The following is a 19,260-nucleotide window of genomic DNA, read 5'->3' as shown; positions in this document are numbered from 1 at the left end:
GGGCACTCAACCGAACCTATTTTGTTGTTCGACCTCTAGCTTCCGCACAGAGGGCGGAAACCGGAAGTTCGCCGCGGTCGCAAAAGTCTCGCGAACCGTTGGAAAAAGCGGACCTTGAGCAACCAATTTGGCTAAAGCCAGGCTGCCCCGGATCGCGCCTCAGAAAATGAATACTCGCGCAAAATCAGCTCCCGTCTTCCGCATCGGGATCGGGTGTCAAGATCGGCCAAGGGCGCCCTGACCCAAGATCTGGATGGCGTGGCTCAGATTCTGGAGCACCGTACTCGTCTCGGAGCTTGTCTATGAGGTTGAGACAGCGGGAAGCGGGGTCATTCCGGCCGCCGCTCCCAGTCATCGCCATGAGCTTTCGACGCAGCTCGGTCGCCACCACGGGAACGATATTGTAGGCATCTTGCCAATCTTCGGAGGGAACGCGCTCAGAGACAACGCTTTCGATCGCTTGCCGACCCAGGTATGAACGCCCGGTTTCCGTCTCGAAACCGATCAGCATCAGTAAACCGTCCGTGCCAGGGTTTTCGGCAACTGCGCCAGCAAGCGAGGCAAGCTGCTTCGTTGTTGGCCCATCCTTCAATAGGTCGTGGACATACGCACGGACCTCGTAGAACTCTGAGATTAAGCCACCCAATTCGCGTTTCCAATGCCATCCGTCGTATGACCTGCCGTCGAGGGCGCCGCTGACGGTCAAGTCAATAAGGCGGCGCGCGGAGGATACGGTGGAAAAGCTCAGCGCGGTCGCTCGCCACCTATGGTTCTGGTAGAGACGCGGGTCATCTTCGGCGAGGGTGAAAGTCACGTCCTCTGCATCGGCCGAAGACGAACTGCCAAGTCCGTGGATCATCTCTTCTAGCATTCGTGGGTGGCGCTGCGCATTCGGCATACCGCGCACGATGGCGGGCAAGTCGGTGACAGGTGTGGCGAATGGCAAAAGGCGCAACCAATCGCGAAGCTGATACGCGTCGCTATCAGTCAGAATCCAGGTCTCCGTCTTGGCCGCCTCAAAGGTCTCAGCTATGCCGTCGGCTACGAGCTTGATGTTGATGCCCTCGCCAGAGAGGACCAACGACAATAACAAGGCTGCGCGCGCTTGCCTCGGCGCGAGAGAAATTAGCCTCTGGATCGTCGCGTCACGCTGGCCATGGGGGAGGCGTGTTCCGACAATGCCGAGCGCAACTGCCAGCTTGGCATGCGCATCCGACGAACAATCGACAATCAAGGTCTCGATTGCGCCGAAGATCGCCTCCGCTTCGACTGATGTCGCATTGGGATCGGCGGCGAGGGCCTCCTGGCGCGCTTCCACGCGCGAAAAATCTACGCCGACGCGGAACTTTTTGTCGTCCTTGGGTTCGTTCGCCTCAAACCACTGGGCAGCCAGCACACGTGCCGCCAACTCACCAAAATGCTCATCCGTCAGGTACTCATGCATCAGTACAGCTGTCTCTTGTGCATTGATCGCCAAGAACGCCCGTTGGTATTCATGCAAGTGTGGATGCTGCGCTTCGTGCACCGCGTCGCGATCCCTCCAGCCGCTCGCGGTAGCTTTTTCGCGGAAAGCTCGATAGCGACGTAAATTGTCGTCAAGCATTCTCTTCAAGAGTGGAAGATGTTCGACGGACGGCGCGTGGCTCATCATCGTTGCAATGGTGGCTATTCGCAAACGCTTCTCATCCCCAGCGGCAAGCATGCGCTCGGCCCATTCGCGCGCCAGCACGCCGATTGCGGCCAACCCTTCCTCATTGAAGGGTCGCGCCCGGTCTTCGTCACCATAGGTCCCACGGGAAAACAGCTCGGCCAGTTGGACGATATCCTCATTATTGGCGTTTACCGCCCGCGCCTGAACGGCGGCCACCAAACTTGCTCCCGGAGTGTGACCGATACGGGCGCGCAGACCGTGATAGCGATCACCCGCAGCCTGATTGTATTTTCCGTCGGCGTCGCGCACGACCTTCCTAGCAGTAAGATACGCGTCGATCAGCCGACCGACTGCAATTGGTCCAAGCACTGAGGAGGCAGCTTCAGCGCGGTCGTCGTGGCGATTTGTTTCTTCGAGGGCAATTCCAAGCAGTTCGTCGTCCTCAAGGACAAACCCGGCGGCGGCAAGAATATTATCCGCGCCGTGGAAGAGCTCGCGGCGTTCACGCACGCGGCGCAGCAACCCGTCAGCGAGAGCCTGCGGATAGCGATTTCTTACTTCGTACAATAGATACCTATCGCCATCGCGCTTACGGTCGATCTCAATTTCAGCGACAATCTCAGCAACGTCGGCGTCGCATTCATCTCCGCCTGGCGAGTAGACGAGCGTACGCAGGCGCTCAATGTGAGATATTCCAGCAGCAGTGCGCCGTTCGCGCGCTCGCTGGAGTTCCTGCTGGACAGCGTCAACTGGAATGTCGTCAAGGTGACTCTTTTGGGCGAGGATGTCGTAGGTCGCGTCGCCTGCGTCCCCTAGTAAGTCAGCGACGTGACGGTCCGCCCGTCGAAATGAGAGCGCATCTACAACCATCGCCTTCACCTCTGGATCGCTGTCACTCCTCGCGATTGCGGTCGCAAGATCGAGGCCGTCAAATCCGCTATTCGATGCGATTTCATGCAGGACATTCTTGCGGGTTTCCGGTGGTAGCGCTGCAATTCGCGTCGACGCGTCTCTCCCAAGCACAGATGGTCGAAATTGCTTTGCTGCCCGGAGAGCGTTCAAGTGTACTTGTGTGTTCGAGTGAGAGATAAGAGGCCAAAGAAGATCACCAAATTCCGGCCTGCCGGACGCGATCATGAAACGCACCGCGCGATCTACTTTACCTGGCGAGTGCCACTGCTCGGCGAAGCTCCGCATTTCGGCTCCGATCGGGCCCCATACTTTGTCCGTCGCGCGGAAGATCATCTCGCCCGCGAAGACAGGATCGACCTCGAAAGCTGCGCGGATGGCGGCGCTGCATGCGGCCAAACTTGGGGCGTCGCCGCGAGCGCTCCGTTCGACGGCAAACAGGACTGCTTCTTCCCACGGGCGTTGATCGAGGATCTCGGCCTTTAGTTTCTCGCGTGCTGCCGGATCGCTGGCGGCCTGTAGCATCAGTCGTTCGACGTAATGCGAAGCGTACCATTCCTGAAATTGCTGGTGCTGGAACGAATAGCCCGGCATGTCGGCGGAGCGAGTCAGAAGGTGATTGCTAACAAGCGTGTCGAGAAGCGCGTCGGGTTGTGTGGCGATTGTAATCTGCCCATCGGCCATCAGGGCCTGCGCGGTCTGAGCTATCGATTTTCGCGCATTGCTGTCCGTGATCGCTGTGTTGGCTGTTGTCGTGGCGAAGACGGCCAAATTATCCAAATAGTCCTGCTGAAAACTGATAGCCACGGCATGAAGCGCCGCCGCACGGCGTGCTTCCTGCTCGTGCGCGGCAACAAAGCGCCGTAGAACTTCTTCCTTTGTGGAGGGAAACGGCGCGTCCTCTGGCAGCGACAGCAGTGCTGTCAGATAGAGAGGGATACTTACGAGTTCGCGGACCCCCGCTGTCCGCCAGGCCTGATCGACGAGCTGTGCGCCAGCCTCGCCGCGCATGGTACGCGCGATCTCCATTTGCTGCTTATCATCAAGCGGTAATAAATCGACGCGGGTCCCGCCGAAAGGAATGTCAAGGGCTTGCCTGCGCGTGGATATGACAAGGCCGAGTTCCGGCAATTCAGTCTTTAGGGCCGTGATTTGCACGCGTGCGCGTTCCCGTGCGGCGGGGTCCAGTTCGTTCCAGCCGTCAAGAAGAAGCACGACGCCGGGCCTTGTTGCGACGGCGCGGAAATCCTGCTCTGAAATTCCCTTGAACGCGGGGCGTTTTAGGATGGATTCGAGCAGCGCGTCACCTTCAGTGGCCCAATCTCCCAGCGGTACGATCAGCGGCGCTCCATTGCCGATCTCCAACACGCCATCGGCGATCTGAAAGAGGGTTGTCGTTTTTCCCATTCCAGGTGCTGCGACAAGGATGAGATCATCCAACGAGGTCACGACGTTGGCAAGAGCGCGCGTGCTCAGCGCGTCGTCCACGTGCTTCACCTTTAACGTCAGCGTGAGCGCTACGTTTGTTCCCGGCCATTTGGGCGTTCGACGGAATACGGCTAGGTCGGCTGAGGCCGCTGTTCGTAGACGTAACCCCAACTCATCCGACGTAGGCGTTTGCATGTCGGGCCCGTAAGGCACGTTGTGCATCACGCTGCGCCACGAATCTTCGTTCGTTTGCTTCTTCCACCTGTGCAATTCTTCGACAGTGAATTTCGAATCCTTGGCGTCGACGGCACGCCCGTGAACATCGCAGAGCCAGATGCCGTTTTCGGCGGCCCGACGCTCGTCGGACGTCATTTGCGGGTCGTAACGAGGGCCACCCGGTGCAGCTGCGCAGATGTGCGAGGCTTGGCCGATATTGATTTCACCGTTGCCGTCGGATGTGGAGGCGTGGGTCAAACGACGACATGCTGGGTTGGAGCAATGCCCTCGGGCTTGCCGCTCAATTACCCGCTTTGTCGCAGGCGAAAATTCGTCTCTGTTCTTATTCTTGACCATCGACAGGTTGCTCGGTTGAGGACGCTTGGACATGCTCGAACAGTTGCCCTACGTTTGGATTACCGTCGATCTCGGCTGACATCAAAAGCAGAGATAAATATCCCGCTGCCTCGGCGATAATGCTTGAAGTCCCGCCAATCGAGGCCTGCGCTTCTGCAGCAAAGTCAACGTCCCCGGTTCGCAGATGGTCGATCAATTCGGACACATCCGATTGCAAGGCTGGGTCGAGGGGAGTGAGGCGTCTGGTCAGTTCTTCGTGTTTTCCTGCGAAGGTGGCCTCGAGGCTCTGACGGGCAATAATTTCGTCTTCGGGACGGTTGTCAATGCCAAGGTGATTTTGATCCATTGCTCCAAGTTCACTGGCAAGGTTCAGCACCTCGCCGAACATGCTGGCCATCGCAGATGGAGCTTGCTGCAATCCGAGTTGTTCGGCCCACAGGGCAGCGCCTTGCGCGTCAGGAAGGAGAGTCTGGTAACCCGCCTGTGCGAGCGCCGGGAACACGACATCCTCAATGTTAGGCATGATCGTCAGATGGATTGACGAGTCCACCAATGACCGCACGAGTTCGGCTTGTTCCGCGAGCGTGACCGCCGCATCCGCAATGTCGGGCGCGGGCAACAGAGCGAGAACGTCTGTTGGCGGCCACGGTAGAATGCCCTTGGCGTTAACGCGGAGATGGAACTGTGCGGCGACTCCGGCTTCCTCTGCCAAGCGTTCAATTTCTGCCTTACGCTTTGCTAGTCGAGCTTCTCCCGCGTTTTTCGCAGAGAGGGATACGAGCCTCATAGCGTTGCCAGTTCGCGCACCATTGCCGCGAGCCGCCCAAGTTACCGCTGGCGCCTGCTTTCTTTCGTGTGCTTCTCCGGCCAGAAGTCTCAACGTCTCCAAGAGCGTCTTGAGGCGTGTAAGCATCGGCGGAGGTCCGTCTCCGATAAGCTGCCAAGGCTCTTCAGCAATTGCAGTGTCCGCATCGGCGATGAGATCGCCCAACCAGGCGATGTATGCGCCAGCTTGGTCTGGCAGTATCGCGAACCTTTTGACGAGATTGACGCTCGCGCTGTGAAGGAGGTTCTGAAATTTGGTGACGGCGGTGTTGGCTTCTCCGCTTCCCGCTCCCGACGCATCCAATGACGAAACAGCAGGAGGTGTAAGTGCTTCAATATCCGCATTGAGTGAATTCAGCCTTTCGGCGAGATCGCCGAGTGCATTCTTTCCTCGAAAATGCGCGTCGAAGACCTTCTCCAAAGTAGGCACAAGAGCCTCGAGAGTTGCCATGCCACTTGCGAGATAATCGCTATAGCTCGGAGCGGCGACGCGCCGGGAAACCAGATCAACCCACCGCCGATTCCACTGGGAAACTGATGGTGGGGGGAGATTGTCACGGGGAATTCGCTTGGCCGCGAGCGGCATCTGGGCAAGACCTGCCAACTCACCGCTTGCCGTAACGGCGTTGGACGCCGCAATTTCAGCAGATGGGCACAGTGTCAAGATCAACTCGCACAAGCTCACAACAGCATCATGCGGGTTTTCCTGTACGGAGCCTGCGACATACCAAAAGTTGCAACTGACTATCACACCGTCATCGGCATCCTCGGTAGTTACAGGTCCGGCCCAAGCCGTTTCCTCTTCAACCCTTGCGAATAATGCCTCCTGCCCGACTTCGGCGACCCAGTGACTGGCGATCTCGCGATCTAAAGAAGTGAGTGTGCCCATCACCGACGCTAATAGACTCAGATCGGCGTTCAATAGCTCGTCTGGAGCATGCACGAGACTAGTCCGTACCTTGGCAGGTAAAGGCATTCCAACCAAAGCCGCGAGAATCTCATCAAGGCTCGTAAGGTCAGCCGTTTCAATCACTTCAGATAAGGCAGAAGGCGACAGACGCTCCATCAACAAGCGGCGAGGGTCATCTTCCGGAGAACCTTTTATCTGCAAAAGTCGTTCCGCTGCGGCCTGGACCTCCGGGATGATGCTGAGACCACTCAGGTCAATACCCGCGATCCCGAACATTGCGGCGCTTCCGACCTGCGTTCGCGGCAGCGCATGCACTTCAGACGTGTCCAGCCATTCGTCGACGCCGGACGAAACGCGGCCCGAACCCAGACCCCGGAGGGCTGAGGCCAATGCCCGTGCATCCCGCCCGCCCTCCAAGCGGGCAATTAGGCCATTGAGCACCGCCGAAACAGGTAAGCGTCGCGTAGATAGCGTATCCGCGACCAAGGGCTCGAGATCGGAGTCGGGCACACTTGCGAGCGTCCGTTCGAAACTTGTTTCGAAGGTCGGCAAGGTTGTCTGGTGTGTGAGCCGCAACAATTCTTCCGATCGAAGCTGGTGCAGGCCGGTGACCGCGCCCGGAGCAGGTGAACGGACCAGGTGTTCCTGGATGAGGCGCTGGAGCGCGCGTGACAGATCGGCCTCACCGACCGAGAGCGCGTGCGCCAATCGCGATGCATCGACTTCGGCGTTCGCGGCCCCTGCCCAGGCGCCGGATCGCAAAATATCAAGTTCGAGGGAACGTTTCGGATCTGAAACCCTAGCCGCAACCTGGTCGGCGAGGAGTTCGTGCATCCTCTGTCCGCGCGTCAGGATATGGACATATTCAAGAAGAAGACCATCGCTCATCTTCCACGGCTCGCGCCAACCCGCCCAGTTCGTCTTTTTAGCTTTGCGCAGTTCTCGCCAGAGTCGTTCTGCGAGTTCTTTGTCAGGATCGGCGCGTATTTCGGCTGCCCGCGCACGCTCGGCAATCAGCGTGACATCTTCTTCCCGGACCGAGCCGAGCAGGATAACGCCTGGCACAGACATCGCTTCTTTGAGCAAGACACCCCAACTTTCCGGCCCATTCCGGCCGACGTCATCCATGACAAAGCCCAGGGGGCTGTCTTCTGAAGCGCGAAACGTCCGGACTAACTGGCGCAGAGATGGAATATCCGCCGAGCTCAGACGACGGATACGAAACCACCGCACCGTATGGCGCAGTGTGTTGGCGGCCTCCCACATCAAAGCGGACTTTCCGGCCCCTGACGGTCCAACGATCAACGCGGCCCGGCGTTGTTCAATCCCTTCTACCAACGCCGATCTGCTTTGGGGACGCTCGGCCACCAAACCTGCCGCGATATGACCGGGTTCTACATCGACTCCGAGATAGAAATTTGGGTCGTCGAGAGGTGTAAGGAAGTCGACTGGCTCACAGACTCCATCCCTCAGGGCGCGTTCGATCGCGTCAACGTCGATAGCAGCCAAGACATCTCGGATTGCCGTTTCCGTGTCAGAGATCGAAACGCCACGATAGTTCTCTGACGCCAACCGGCCATTGGCGTCTGCCAAAGAGCCCACGCGAACAAGCAGTTCGGCAAAGCACATCTGGGCTGCGATAGGGACGCAGTTCAGCCGATCTACGATCTGGCTGATCGCCCATTCCTGCGGTGAGGTCGCCACGGTGATTGATGTTCTTGGGAGAAGATCAGAGGCCCCACTGATCTTTGAAAGTCTTGTGCTGATCGGACCTTCGATTGGGCGGACTGCGGAGTGGTCGTAGAGGGGATTGAGGCCCGCCACCTCCCGCTCAAGAACGAGTTCCAGTCGCTGCGGCTGAGGTGCGGAGCCAAGCGACCGATTCCACAGATCCCCTATGTGTCCGACTGTCTCGCCTTCTGTATAGTCCCCAAGGTGTTCCCGCCGACTCTTGACCTGGACAAAGCTCGTTGCTTCGCCACGCAGCTCAATATCGTCGCCACCTTCTGGGATCACGATGGCGGGCGCTCGCTGACCGGCCCATATTTCCACAGCTAACCAAGCGGTCACGGCATCTTGGTAACGAAAACCCCGGCCTGCATTGGAACCAGCCCTGGACGCAGCCTTCGCCGATCTGAGCAGAGCTTCTGAGGTGCCGAGCCTCTGTCTACTCTTTGTTTTCGTCGCCAATCTTACCACCACGTATTCAGAAGTTGCGACCTTGAAGCATACAGGATTTATCCTGGGATGCACTGATTTCCCAGCCCGTAGCCAAGGCAAGTAGTTTCGAGCTAAATTGCAGTCAGATTGAGTATTTGCATAGGCAGATATCGCAGAAAGGGCAAAAATTGCTATCTTGGATATTCTCGATACTCGGCCTCGGTCAAAATCACACTCATGCCGTCAGCGCCAAATATTCTGAGGCGACCAAATTGAACGCCCAGTTCGAGCTCAATCTAAATGATGCAATTGAGTTGCTGAGGTCAGAACACGTGCATCTACAGCATCGTATCGCTGCCATTTGTGAGCACCCTGACGACGAAGACCTGCTTCTAGGTCAGATCAATCCGCTCATTGGGCAGTTGATATCGGAAACAGAGGTCGGCCTAGCAACCTCGCAGAACACTCAGATTACGATTTCAAACAGCTCTCGGTTTGCTTCAATCCGCAAATGGGATGAGTGTTTGGCCCTTCTTCACAGGCATGTCGCAGCATCTAGGCACCAATTAAGCCGTATCGAGAGGGTTCTAGGTCAGCTTCATCGTGTTCTTGACAACGTTCAGCACGAAGACGTTAGCCTGCAAGACCTTGCAGTAAGAGCCAAATCAATTGATTTAAAATAGTCAACCTGAGTCAGCATCTGTTAGGAATGCGGGCTGCCACCGCAGCGGCGGGACACTTTGTTTAATGTCCGGTAAGGGGAAATTGCGCTGCAGCGACGGGATCTCTGAACAAGGACAGCTTTGGGCCGGGAGAGCTGTTCCACTTTCAGCTCAAACCAAGTAGTTGCGCCGCGTCCGCAGCCGGATCAGAGTTCACTTTAACTGCTGCCGTATGACTAACCAGTGCCTGCTGAGCCCTCTACGTACTTTTTTCCGACTAAGATTGAAGCGGTTGAATGCCGTCCGCGAAATCGGGGGGCTGACATGTTCCCTGACTGCCAGCCGACACCACTACCAGGAACGAACGCCCGAAATAGTGATGTCTTGAGTATGACTGCGCGTAGACGATTCAGTTAAAAACGATCCAAAATACGCCAGCGTATGCAGGAATTGATCGGCACTATGCGCCGGAGGGCAGTGAGTTCAGATCCTGCGGATCGCTCGCAGGTCTCATTGGCTGATCGCCGATTTCCTGACACGCAATCGGATATGTTTTGTCTGTATCACATCGTGACAACGGGTACTTTTCGTTACAGGCTGAGAGCAACATTGCAAGTGCAGCAAGAGTCACGAAGTAGCGTTTCATTTGTTTTCCTTTCAGGTGATGTTTGAAGCAGTTCTTAGATTCAGAGCGCCATCCGGATATGCGTCCGGTGAAGTGAGCCAAGTTTCTGGAACGGGGATTTCTCGGGATTAACTGTTCATCATTGTCAGCAATCCGAGTGATGAGAAGAAGTAATGTGGGATCAAGCTATTGCGCGTTCGCCTCGCAGCCATCTGAAGAAGTCAAAGTAGTCAAACGCAATCGAAATGGTATTCGTCGCAATCAATACCCAAAGATAGACAACAAAGGTTGGCGACACTGAAGGTTGCGTGACTGTTACTGCGCCGATTGCGATACACGGTTGCCAAATCAACAAGTGTGGCAGGGACAAAAGGCGGGAAAACCCACGTTCAAACACGAGGATCAGCAGGTTTGGGATCATACCGCCCAAAGCCAGCGCGGCCACGACAGTACCGTTTGGTTCGTCGAGAAAAGCCAGAGAAAATCCATTCATAGGAACCAACCACAAGAAAATCCATAGGCGGACCCAAAATGGAAGGCGGCAAAAGCTCTCCCAAATTTCACCAACGATAGACATCAAGTACTCCTCTCAATTCTTGGATCAGCTTGTCATTTTTGTTGTTTTGGGAAGCATCCATGTTGGCTCACAAAAGGTGGCGAGGCATAGAGGAAGCGCTATGTGAGACAGTTCACTGGAACTTTTAGAACATATGATGAAGGGCCGTATTATAACCTGACGGCCAAACTCTTTGAACGAGATCCAGAAATTTCGCGTCTTTCCCAACCAATACACGACGGCGTTTTTTCTTCAGTGCTTGCAGAATTTCGGCAGCAGCTTTTTCAGGGGTCAATTTGAGCGCCTTTTGCAGGCGCTCTCTGTCCTTTTCAATCATTGCCGCGTTTGCATTGGACGAGATTTTGGCGGCATTGGCGATGTTTGTGTTCACTCCTCCGGGGTGAACGACAAGGACATGCGTGGAACTGTCTTCCAACTCGTGTCGAAGAGCTTCGCTAAAACCTCTGATGGCAAATTTCGAAGCGCAGTAGGCACTGTGCCCAGGAGGAGCAACGATGCCGAAAATACTTGAGATATTGACGATGGCGCCATCAGAGGACTGCTCAATGTGTTTGAGCGCTTCACGCGCAAGATAAACAGGCCCGGAGAAATTAACGCGCATGAGCCAGTCGAAATCTGCCGGTTCAACATCACGGAAACGCCCACCCAGGGCGACGCCGGCATTGTTGATCAGGACGGAAAGTTGCCCGTGTACCGATATGACCTCGTGAACAAGCTCAGCTGTTGTTTCCGGTTTCCCCATATCAACGAAATGCGATGACGTTTTGATTTCGGGCGCAGCATTTTGAATTGCGTCAGATGTTCGGGCCAATCTGTCCTCGTCGATATCCGCCAGAGCCAGATTGCACCCGGCGCACGCCAATTGGCGAGCAAGTGCCGCACCAATTCCGCCGGCGGCCCCGGTTGCGAGTGCGGTTTTCCCATTGAGTTCAAATCGCGCCATGTTGCTCTCCAAAATTGCTTTTGTTCAAATGCTTAGGATTCGTGGAAAGCGCTGAAACTTTGGCGTAGTTCCGTCTTCAACACCTTGCCGGTTGCCCCTAACGGGAGCTGTTCAGTTTCGGCAATATCCGGGACCTGCCACGCTGCGAGATGAGGTTTGAAATGTGCTTTCAGTTCTTCAAGCTCTATTTTTGCCTCGGCTTTGGGCACGACGATGACAAGTGGGCGTTCATCCCATTTGGGGTGGGGAACTGCGATGGCTGCCGCTTCAGCAACACTTGGGTGAGACAAGGCAATCTCCTCAAGCAATACTGAACTGATCCACTCGCCGCCTGATTTGATCAAGTCCTTGTCACGATCCGTGATGGTCATGATGCCGTGGTCGTCAATGGTGGCAATGTCGCCAGTATCGAACCAGCCACCTGGGGCAGCTTCGTCAGCTTTGCCAAAGTACTTGTCGATTACCCAATGACCACTGATCGCCAAATGACCTGTTGCGGATCCATCTTTCGGCAGGGCCTCCCCATGTTCGTCCATCAGTTTCAGATTAACTCCAAACGGGGCTCGGCCCTGTCGCTTCAAGGTTTGGGCGGCCACTTCGGGGGACAATGTCAGTGCTTCTTCACTGGACAAAGCGTTTATTGTCCCAAGCGGGGAGGTCTCTGTCATGCCCCATCCGTGCACGACCTCGACGTCGTACTTGTCCCGGAAATGACGGATCATCGTTTCTGGAACAGCCGAGCCACCGATGACCGTGCGACGCATGGTGGTGAATGTATGGTTTTGGGCGTCCATGTACTCCAGCAAGTTCTGCCAAATGGTTGGCACACCAGCCGACATTGTCGTGCCCGTTGCAGTGAAGAATTCGTACAGGGCTTCACCATGCAAAGCAGGGCCTGGCAATGCCAGCGATGATCCTGCAAGTGCAGTTGCAAATGGAAGCGACCAGGCATTGACGTGGAACATGGGGACGATGGGCGCAATGACATCACTGCGGGATAAGTCCAGCACATCGCGCCCGGTAGCCGTCATGCTCTCCAAAACCAGCGCTCGATGTGAATACAGAACGCCCTTGGGGTTTCCGGTCGTACCGGAAGTATAGCAAAGCGACGCAGCCCCGTGTTCGTCCAGGTCTGGAAACGCCTCCAGCGGTGACGTTGCTTCAATCAGGGTTTCATAGTGGGCATCGGTGTCGCTCCAATGCGGCTTCATCGGCGCGGTTGAAAGTTGGACCCAGCGTTGAACGCCAGGACACATGGGTTTGAGTGAGTCTACGAGTCCAGAGAACGTTCCGTCATAGAACACAACCTTGTCTTCGGCTTCCTCGAGCATGAACCGGATGTGAGATAGTGGTAAGCGAGGGTTGATCGTATGAAGCACAGCACCAATACCGGTGACGCCGTAGTAAAGCTCCAGGTGGCGATGCGTATTCCACGCAATGGAAGCAACCCGATCTCCTTCTTGGATGTCATTCTCCAGCAATACGCGACCAAGTTTGCGTGATCTGCGCGCGACCTCTCCCCAGGTCGTTTCGTGAACGAGCCCGACTTTACCAGCTTCCGGGGCCAACTCTCGCGACCAGATCTTGCGGTCGGGGTATTTAGATTCAACGTTTTCAAGGATCGACGGCAAAGTCAGCGGTTTGTATTGCATCTGTCCAAGCACTTTGGCTCTCCTTTTCACATGAGGCGGGTAGCGGCGGTCATCATTTATTGGATTCTGGGCCGAGGCAGGTTTTCGCGACGGCGCCGGATCGGATGCGGGCGGCGTCTTCACAACCTCCCGTTCCAGCCAATGTTCCAGCATCGCGGCGGTATCTTGCCAACGGTCATCTATAGAAAGCATATGAGAGTTCATCGGCAGGATAACGGGTGATGTCTTGTGCCGTTTCGCGGTGGCTCTCACGTTGTTGGTGCTGATAACCTGATCAAACTCACCTCCAAGAACGAGCTTGGGCATGTCATCCGGAAAGGCACCGCGCAATGGCAGAAACAACATATCCAGAAGCGCGCGAAATGACTCGGATTGCAGGTGACGCAGCAGATGATCCTTATCGGTTCGGTTTTCATCGCGCGAGAACAGCAGGCCTCTGGCGGTTTCGGGATCCTCAACGATGGGGTAGAGATCAAGCTTTGCCAGTGTTTTGAAGAAAGCCTTGGGGCGCTCTGTCAATACGCGCCGTAATGCGTGCCAGGCACCTGTTGGTGGGACAGAAGCCAGCAGGGCCGCCCCCGCTGCCCCATAGCGCAACACGTATTTTTGTGTGACGAAACCACCCATCGAGTGGCCGATAAGAACCGGGTTGTTTAACTTTTGCGCTGCGGCCCGTACATCTTCCACGTAGTTGCCAATTGACGACCAGCGAATACGCCCCTCGGATCCGCCATGAGCACGCAGGCTTAACGCCGCCGTGCGATATCCGCGCTCGGAAAAATACGGCATCAGGAAGGTTTCCCAATACCAGGACGAAGACCAGGCACCGTGAACAAACAGAAGATCAGCCTTGGCTTTGTCGGTGATGGAATCCAGAATTCAGAATTCCAACCGGCCTGCATCACCGTTCAGATTAACGGTTCTTACCTTTTGAGTGTTCATCAGGGAGCCTCAATCATTTTACCAAATCAGCCTGGCTGTCGCCGCCAAATGCGTACTTAGTTTTCAGCTTCTGACGACATTGCAGTTTGAATCTTTTGGAGTTCGATAAGCGTTTCGGCGATCAATCCGTCCATGTCGGTCGCTTCGCGTTCCGTTTGACTGCCGTTTTTCAATCCTACTGCGATGATGGATTGAGTTTTGTCTTCCTTTGCGCGCTCGAGGAAATATTCCAGCTCAACGTCAGCGCCAGATTCTTCACTTTCGATAGACGCGTCGCAGATGTCTTTGAGCATCTTGATGTCACGACGTTCTACAAAGGTGAGACGTTGTTTCAGTCGCTCAAGAAAGCTCGGGAGCGCTGTCTTGGAGACGAATTTTGTGATGATGCTGAGTGCCTCGGCTTCTTGTGCGGTGAAGTCGCTGCCAGTCAACAAGGCCAAAAGCGCCTTCGATCTACCCATGCGCCGGGTAAACTGTACGGCCCCTTGCCCACCGGTAGGGATGTTGGTGGCCAGTTCTGGCTGCGCAAACACTGCGTTCTCTGTGCCAAAAGACAAATCGCACGCCATCACCAGTTCATTTCCACCACCGCGCGCGATGCCGTCGACGACGGAAACAGTCAGCTGCGGCAGGGCTTTGATCTTCATGATTATTTCGTTGAAGGTCCCGCAATCACGCTGACCTTCCTGCGTTCCGTTGATTACCGTGAGATCGAGTTGGGCAGAAAAGAACTGTGTGTTCGCAGATTGAAAAATAACAACTTTCGACATCTCATCCTGCGCGATTTCGTCAAGGAAATCGTCCAACTCAGCCAGGAGTACTGACGAAATAACGTTCACCGGCGGTTCGTTGATCGCTACGGTGATGATTTCGTTATGGCGAGTGACATCGAGCTTTTTCATGGTGGAGATCCTCTGATGTTAGCTTGTTAAGCTGGAGTGCTCGAATTCCTGCGTGACACCACGCAGTGTCGTGACAAAACCCGGGCCCATAAGCATCGACGGCGTCGCGAACCCGGCCTGCCCGAAATCTTCCAGGCAGTGCGAAGCAATTGCTACTGCTGCCTCCGCTGTCAGGGCGTAGACGTTCGAGGCGCTCATTTTTCCTGTGACACGCTTTCCATCTTCGTTGATTGCCTCGCCCCAGAACTGCGTGCGTTCAGCGGCAAGGGCTTCAACGCTTGGACCACCAGCAAAGAAACGCTCAACCATTCCAACAAGTCTTTTCTGAACCCAATGCGCGCCGAATGCGCGCCGAAATGGATTGAGCGCGCGCATCGCAACCCCGAGGGCCAAGGGCATTTCGGCGTAGACCATTCCATTTGCCACGCCGGTAGAAACGCCCGAAGTAAAAACATCGCCCCACGGAATAGTTGCGGCCCATTTTGGCCCTGACGGAAAGGAAATCTTGCGGATGCGGTATGCGTTTCGGACGGATACAAGCCGATGTGTTCGGCGGATCATGCCGCCGGCACTCAAGCCCTCTACCGCCGTTTTTAGCGTGCCCGCACTTGGCCTCGTTCCAAATGAAAACGCGAGGTTCAGTACTGTTGCGTCAGGAAGTCTTTCTTTCAGACCCGCTGCCAGACAATCGGTCGGGACAATATCAAAGCCCGCGCCTGGACAAAGCACGATACCATTTTCCGATGCTTCGTGATGTCGCGCGTGGCAATCTTCGAAAACGCCGATTTCACCGGTGATATCCACGTAGTGAACCAAGCGTTTGATACAAGCATTAACCAGCGGCATGGCAGTTTTCGAGAATGGACCTGCGCAATTGAGCAAGACCGAAATACCTGCCAGATTATCTCCCGCCTCAGTTACATCAAACGCTCGAGCTTCCAGGCCGAACTCTTTGGCAATCGGAGTGAGTTTTTCTATTGATCGCCCTGCCAAGATAGGGGTCAATCCCTGCTCAATTGCTTCCTGGACGATCAATACTCCTGTGTAGCCATAGGCACCGTAAATCATGAGCTCCTTGGACATCAGGTGCTCCATTCCAATGCCGGATCAGCCACTGGCTTGCGGTACATCACACGATCTTTCTCGAAGTGGTGCAAAATCCGCCAAGGAACATCGCGGCCTTGCTTGGGCAGCAATGCCTGAGACCGTGTAACGTAGTTGGGCTGCAAGGCACCCATGATGTTTTCGCTTGCAACTTGCCCGGCAGGAGCACGTGGCGTGACAACAGAAACCTGTCGCTGATCCATCTCATTCAGAAGGCGGCAAACATACTCGGCTGACATTTCCGCCTTCAAAGTCCATGAAATGTTGGTGTAACCAAAAATATAGGCGAGGTTGGGAGTGTCCTGGACAAGCACACCTTTATACGTCAGGTGGTCGCTGACAGGCGCAGGCTGACCATCCACTCGAATATCAATACCGCCAAAACGCTCAAGCTTGAGGCCCGTCGCGGTTATGATGATATCCGCCTCCAACTCACGGCCAGATTTCAGGAGAATACCGGTCTCTGTGAAGCGTTCGATGTGATCAGTGACAACAGATGCCTTTCCGTCGCGAATAGTTTTGAACAGATCACCATCAGGTACAGCGCAAAGCCGTTCATCCCATGGCATATAGCTTGGTGTGAAATGGGCCATGTCGAAACCTGTGCCAAGCCGCTTTCGGACTGAACGCAAGAACACCGAGCGCATCATCTTAGGGAACCGTCGGGACAGCTTGAAAATCGACCTTTGGACGAAAATGTTCCGCAAACGTTGGAAGCCGTACACCCATTTTGACGGCACGAGTCGATGGAGAACCTCCGCCATACCGTCGATGGAAGGCAATGAATATATATAGGACGGAGAGCGCTGAAGCATGGTAATGTGCGCAGTTTCGTCCGCCATAGCCGGTACAAGGGTAACTGCAGTTGCGCCGCTGCCAATGACCACGACCTTCTTGCCTGAGTACTTCAGATCCTCGGGCCAGAATTGCGGATGCACGCAAATGCCCTTGAAGGATTCAGCGCCTGGGAACTCTGGAAGGTGACCCTGATCGTAGCTGTAATAGCCAATGGCTCCGACCAGGAAGTTGCAGGTGAACACACATACTTCACCGGATTGTTCGTCCTGCGCAGTTACAGTCCAGACCTGTTCTTCGCTCGACCATTCAGTTCTGGTGATTTTCAGGCCGAATTGTATCTTCTTGTCGACGCCATATTCCTGGGCTGTTTCAGAGATGTATTTGCGAATGGATGGGCCATCGGCAAAGATACGCGTTTCGTTCCATGGTCGCAGCTTGTAACCAAACGTGGTCATATCAGAATCTGACCGGATGCCCGGATAACGAAACAGATCCCATGTCCCCCCAATTGCCTGGCGGCGTTCGAGAATGGCAAATGTCTTATTCGGGCAGTCCTTGGTCAGGTAGCACGCCATTCCAATACCGGACAGGCCCGCGCCGATGATCAGGACGTCAAAATGATTACTGGACATATTACATTCTCCGGTGGGTCTGAAGTTCCCAAGAAACTAAGGGCGAGAGCCGCCCTTGTCTTGACATTGTAGGACAAAGATTTACCATTAGAGGACATGGGTAGTATGGTCAGAGCCAGCGGTTTGCGAGGGTATCGCTCGGTCATGCGGGAGTTGGGGGAAGACCCGCTGCCGCTTTTGAGACGCTTTGGAATTCCCCCAACAGCCTTGGACAACGATGACGCTTTAGTATCTTTGACAGCGGTATGTGCGCTTCTGGAAGCCAGTAGCGTAGCCGCGGACTGTCCAAACCTTGGCCTGAAGATTTCACTAAAACAGGATATTGGTGTGCTTGGCCCTCTGGGCATCGCCATGCAGAATACAACGACCCCGTTCGAAGCCTTGCAGATTGCCTCTCGCTATCTGTTCATTCACAGCCCCGGCCTGCGTTTGAGTATTCGGGATAAGAGCCCGATCATCGAAGATGCAATCGAAGTCTCCATCGAAATCAGATTGGAAGGGCAACCACGACAACGCCAAACTATAGATCTGTGTTTGGGCACGGCTTTTCAGATAGCGCGTATCCTCAATCCAGATTTTTTTCGTTTGAAGGCAGCGACCATTCCCCACACTCCAATCGCGCCTCAAAGTGATTATCGACAATACTTTGGCACCGCTATCATGGTGAACCAGGGAACGGCCTCTCTCCATATTGCGTCCAGCGGTTGGGCTACGCCACTTTCCGGAGGTAACCCGGCACTGAAAGAGATCGTTGAAGACTACTTGTCACGGAACTTTCGCAATCCGTCACAAACGATTTCGGAGCGGGTACGCGCCATTTTGCGTCCCCTGTTGGGAACGCCTCAGGCAAACAGGGATGACATCGCCGCAATCCTGGCCATTCACCCTCGAACCCTTCACCGCCGTCTCAGCGCCGAAGGTACAACTTTCCATCAGATCAAGGATGAATTGAGGCAGGAGTTGGCGAAGAGCTACCTCGAAGAAACCGAGGTTTCTTTGGGTCAGTTGTCGGGTTTGCTGGGTTACCCGGAACAATCAGCTTTTACCCGAGCTTGCCACGGTTGGTTTGGCGTACCTCCAACTGACGTGCGAAAACGTCTCAAATCCAGTTTTGGCCCACCAAGTCTATAGAGAGGTCATCCTAACTCGGGTTTATCCAAAAGTTTACAAATTGAACGTACCTACAATTCCAACCGCCATAGTGAATTCGCCATTTTGACCTAACTGCGATTTCACGCTCGCTGCCAACGGCAGCGTTGGCGGGCCGCACCGCAGAGAAGGTGGCCGGGGTCGAACGGCAGGTTAGGGCCGCCTTCAACCCAACCGTTTCTTGAACCTCAGAGTGGCCGCCAACAATCCGAATGCCGCAAATCCGATCATCCAGAGAATTCCCCAGCGCAACTCGTAAAGCGACGCGTCACGCAGGACCACGCCGCGGATCATGTCCATGAAATGGGTTGCCGGCAGGACCTGAGCAATCATCTGGACGGGTTGTGGCATACCGTCGAAGGGGAACATGAAGCCCGACATCAGGATCGAGGGCAGCAGGACAAAGATGGTCATCTGCATCGACTGAAGTTGGTTCTGCGCAAGCGTGGAAATCACCAGCCCAAGCGACAGGCTGGCGATGATGAACAACAAGGTCACCACAAGCAAAGTGCCCAATCCGCCGTTTATTGGGACATCGAACAGGACGTGCCCGAGACCGAGGATGATAGCGACCTGTATCAGGCCGAGAAAGATGTAGGGGATGATCTTGCCGATCATCAATTCGATCGATTTGATCGGGGTGTTGATCAGCATCTCCATATTGCCCCGCTCGCGTTCGCGCACAATCGCGGCTGAAGTGAACAGGATCATCGTCATGGTCAGGATCACGCCGACAAGACCCGGCACGATATTGACCGCCGACCGCTGCTCGGGGTTGAAGTAAAGCGTCACCTCGAAGGTGGGCACCTGCCGGTTTG

At 55.2% G+C, this 19,260-nt stretch carries 11 protein-coding genes; 2 read left to right on the top strand and 9 right to left on the bottom strand.

The annotated features are described in order from the left end of the window. Positions 1–184: 184 nt before the first annotated feature. Both ACR0LF_RS21405 and ACR0LF_RS21400 read right to left on the bottom strand, forming a co-directional pair. On the bottom strand, positions 185–4,462 hold the full coding sequence (locus ACR0LF_RS21405; RefSeq protein WP_480583402.1) for an NACHT domain-containing protein: 4,278 nt from the start codon (positions 4,460–4,462) through the stop codon (positions 185–187). Between the two features lie 85 nt (positions 4,463–4,547). Further along, the gene (locus ACR0LF_RS21400; protein WP_480856466.1) at positions 4,548–8,486 is read right to left on the bottom strand and encodes a hypothetical protein; all 3,939 of its coding nucleotides are present in this window, start codon (positions 8,484–8,486) and stop codon (positions 4,548–4,550) included. Positions 8,487–8,728: 242 nt separating this feature from the next. Between ACR0LF_RS21400 and ACR0LF_RS21395 the strand changes: the two genes are divergently transcribed. Then, positions 8,729–9,139: a hypothetical protein gene (locus tag ACR0LF_RS21395; protein ID WP_480583406.1), complete on the top strand. Its 411-nt coding sequence runs from the start codon at positions 8,729–8,731 to the stop codon at positions 9,137–9,139. 785 nt (positions 9,140–9,924) lie between these two features. Here the strand turns inward: ACR0LF_RS21395 and ACR0LF_RS21390 are convergent. The 6 genes from ACR0LF_RS21390 to ACR0LF_RS21365 all read right to left on the bottom strand — a co-directional run bounded on the left by ACR0LF_RS21390 (position 9,925) and on the right by ACR0LF_RS21365 (position 17,293). Further along, on the bottom strand, positions 9,925–10,236 hold the full coding sequence (locus tag ACR0LF_RS21390; protein WP_480583408.1) for a hypothetical protein: 312 nt from the start codon (positions 10,234–10,236) through the stop codon (positions 9,925–9,927). Positions 10,237–10,444: 208 nt separating this feature from the next. Continuing rightward, the gene (locus ACR0LF_RS21385) at positions 10,445–11,263 is read right to left on the bottom strand and encodes an SDR family NAD(P)-dependent oxidoreductase (protein ID WP_480583410.1); all 819 of its coding nucleotides are present in this window, start codon (positions 11,261–11,263) and stop codon (positions 10,445–10,447) included. A gap of 32 nt (positions 11,264–11,295) precedes the next feature. Next, positions 11,296–13,782, bottom strand: coding sequence for a long-chain-fatty-acid--CoA ligase (locus ACR0LF_RS21380; RefSeq protein ID WP_480627652.1), 2,487 nt, complete (start codon positions 13,780–13,782; stop codon positions 11,296–11,298). 131 nt (positions 13,783–13,913) lie between these two features. Continuing rightward, positions 13,914–14,759: an enoyl-CoA hydratase/isomerase family protein gene (locus ACR0LF_RS21375; RefSeq protein ID WP_480583413.1), complete on the bottom strand. Its 846-nt coding sequence runs from the start codon at positions 14,757–14,759 to the stop codon at positions 13,914–13,916. A gap of 18 nt (positions 14,760–14,777) precedes the next feature. Beyond that, positions 14,778–15,842 carry a saccharopine dehydrogenase family protein gene (locus ACR0LF_RS21370; RefSeq protein WP_480583416.1) on the bottom strand — a complete coding sequence of 355 codons (1,065 nt, stop codon included), beginning with the start codon at positions 15,840–15,842 and terminating at the stop codon, positions 14,778–14,780. Then, positions 15,842–17,293, bottom strand: coding sequence for a flavin-containing monooxygenase (locus tag ACR0LF_RS21365; RefSeq protein ID WP_480583419.1), 1,452 nt, complete (start codon positions 17,291–17,293; stop codon positions 15,842–15,844). The genes ACR0LF_RS21370 and ACR0LF_RS21365 overlap by 1 nt, the downstream gene beginning before the upstream one ends. A 96-nt stretch (positions 17,294–17,389) precedes the next feature. Here ACR0LF_RS21365 and ACR0LF_RS21360 point away from each other — a divergent pair, with 96 nt between their 5' ends. Further along, entirely contained in the window at positions 17,390–18,424 is a 1,035-nt protein-coding gene (locus ACR0LF_RS21360) for an AraC family transcriptional regulator (protein ID WP_480627648.1), read from the top strand. A 183-nt stretch (positions 18,425–18,607) separates the two neighbouring features. Here ACR0LF_RS21360 and ACR0LF_RS21355 read toward each other — a convergent pair. Further along, positions 18,608–19,260: ABC transporter permease (locus tag ACR0LF_RS21355; protein WP_480583425.1), on the bottom strand; the 653-nt coding region annotated here is incomplete at its 5' end.

It is taken from the genome of Ruegeria sp. E8 (assembly GCF_056533985.1).
The sequence above is the reverse complement of the archived record's forward strand: the minus strand, read 5'-3'. Positions and strand labels throughout refer to the sequence as shown.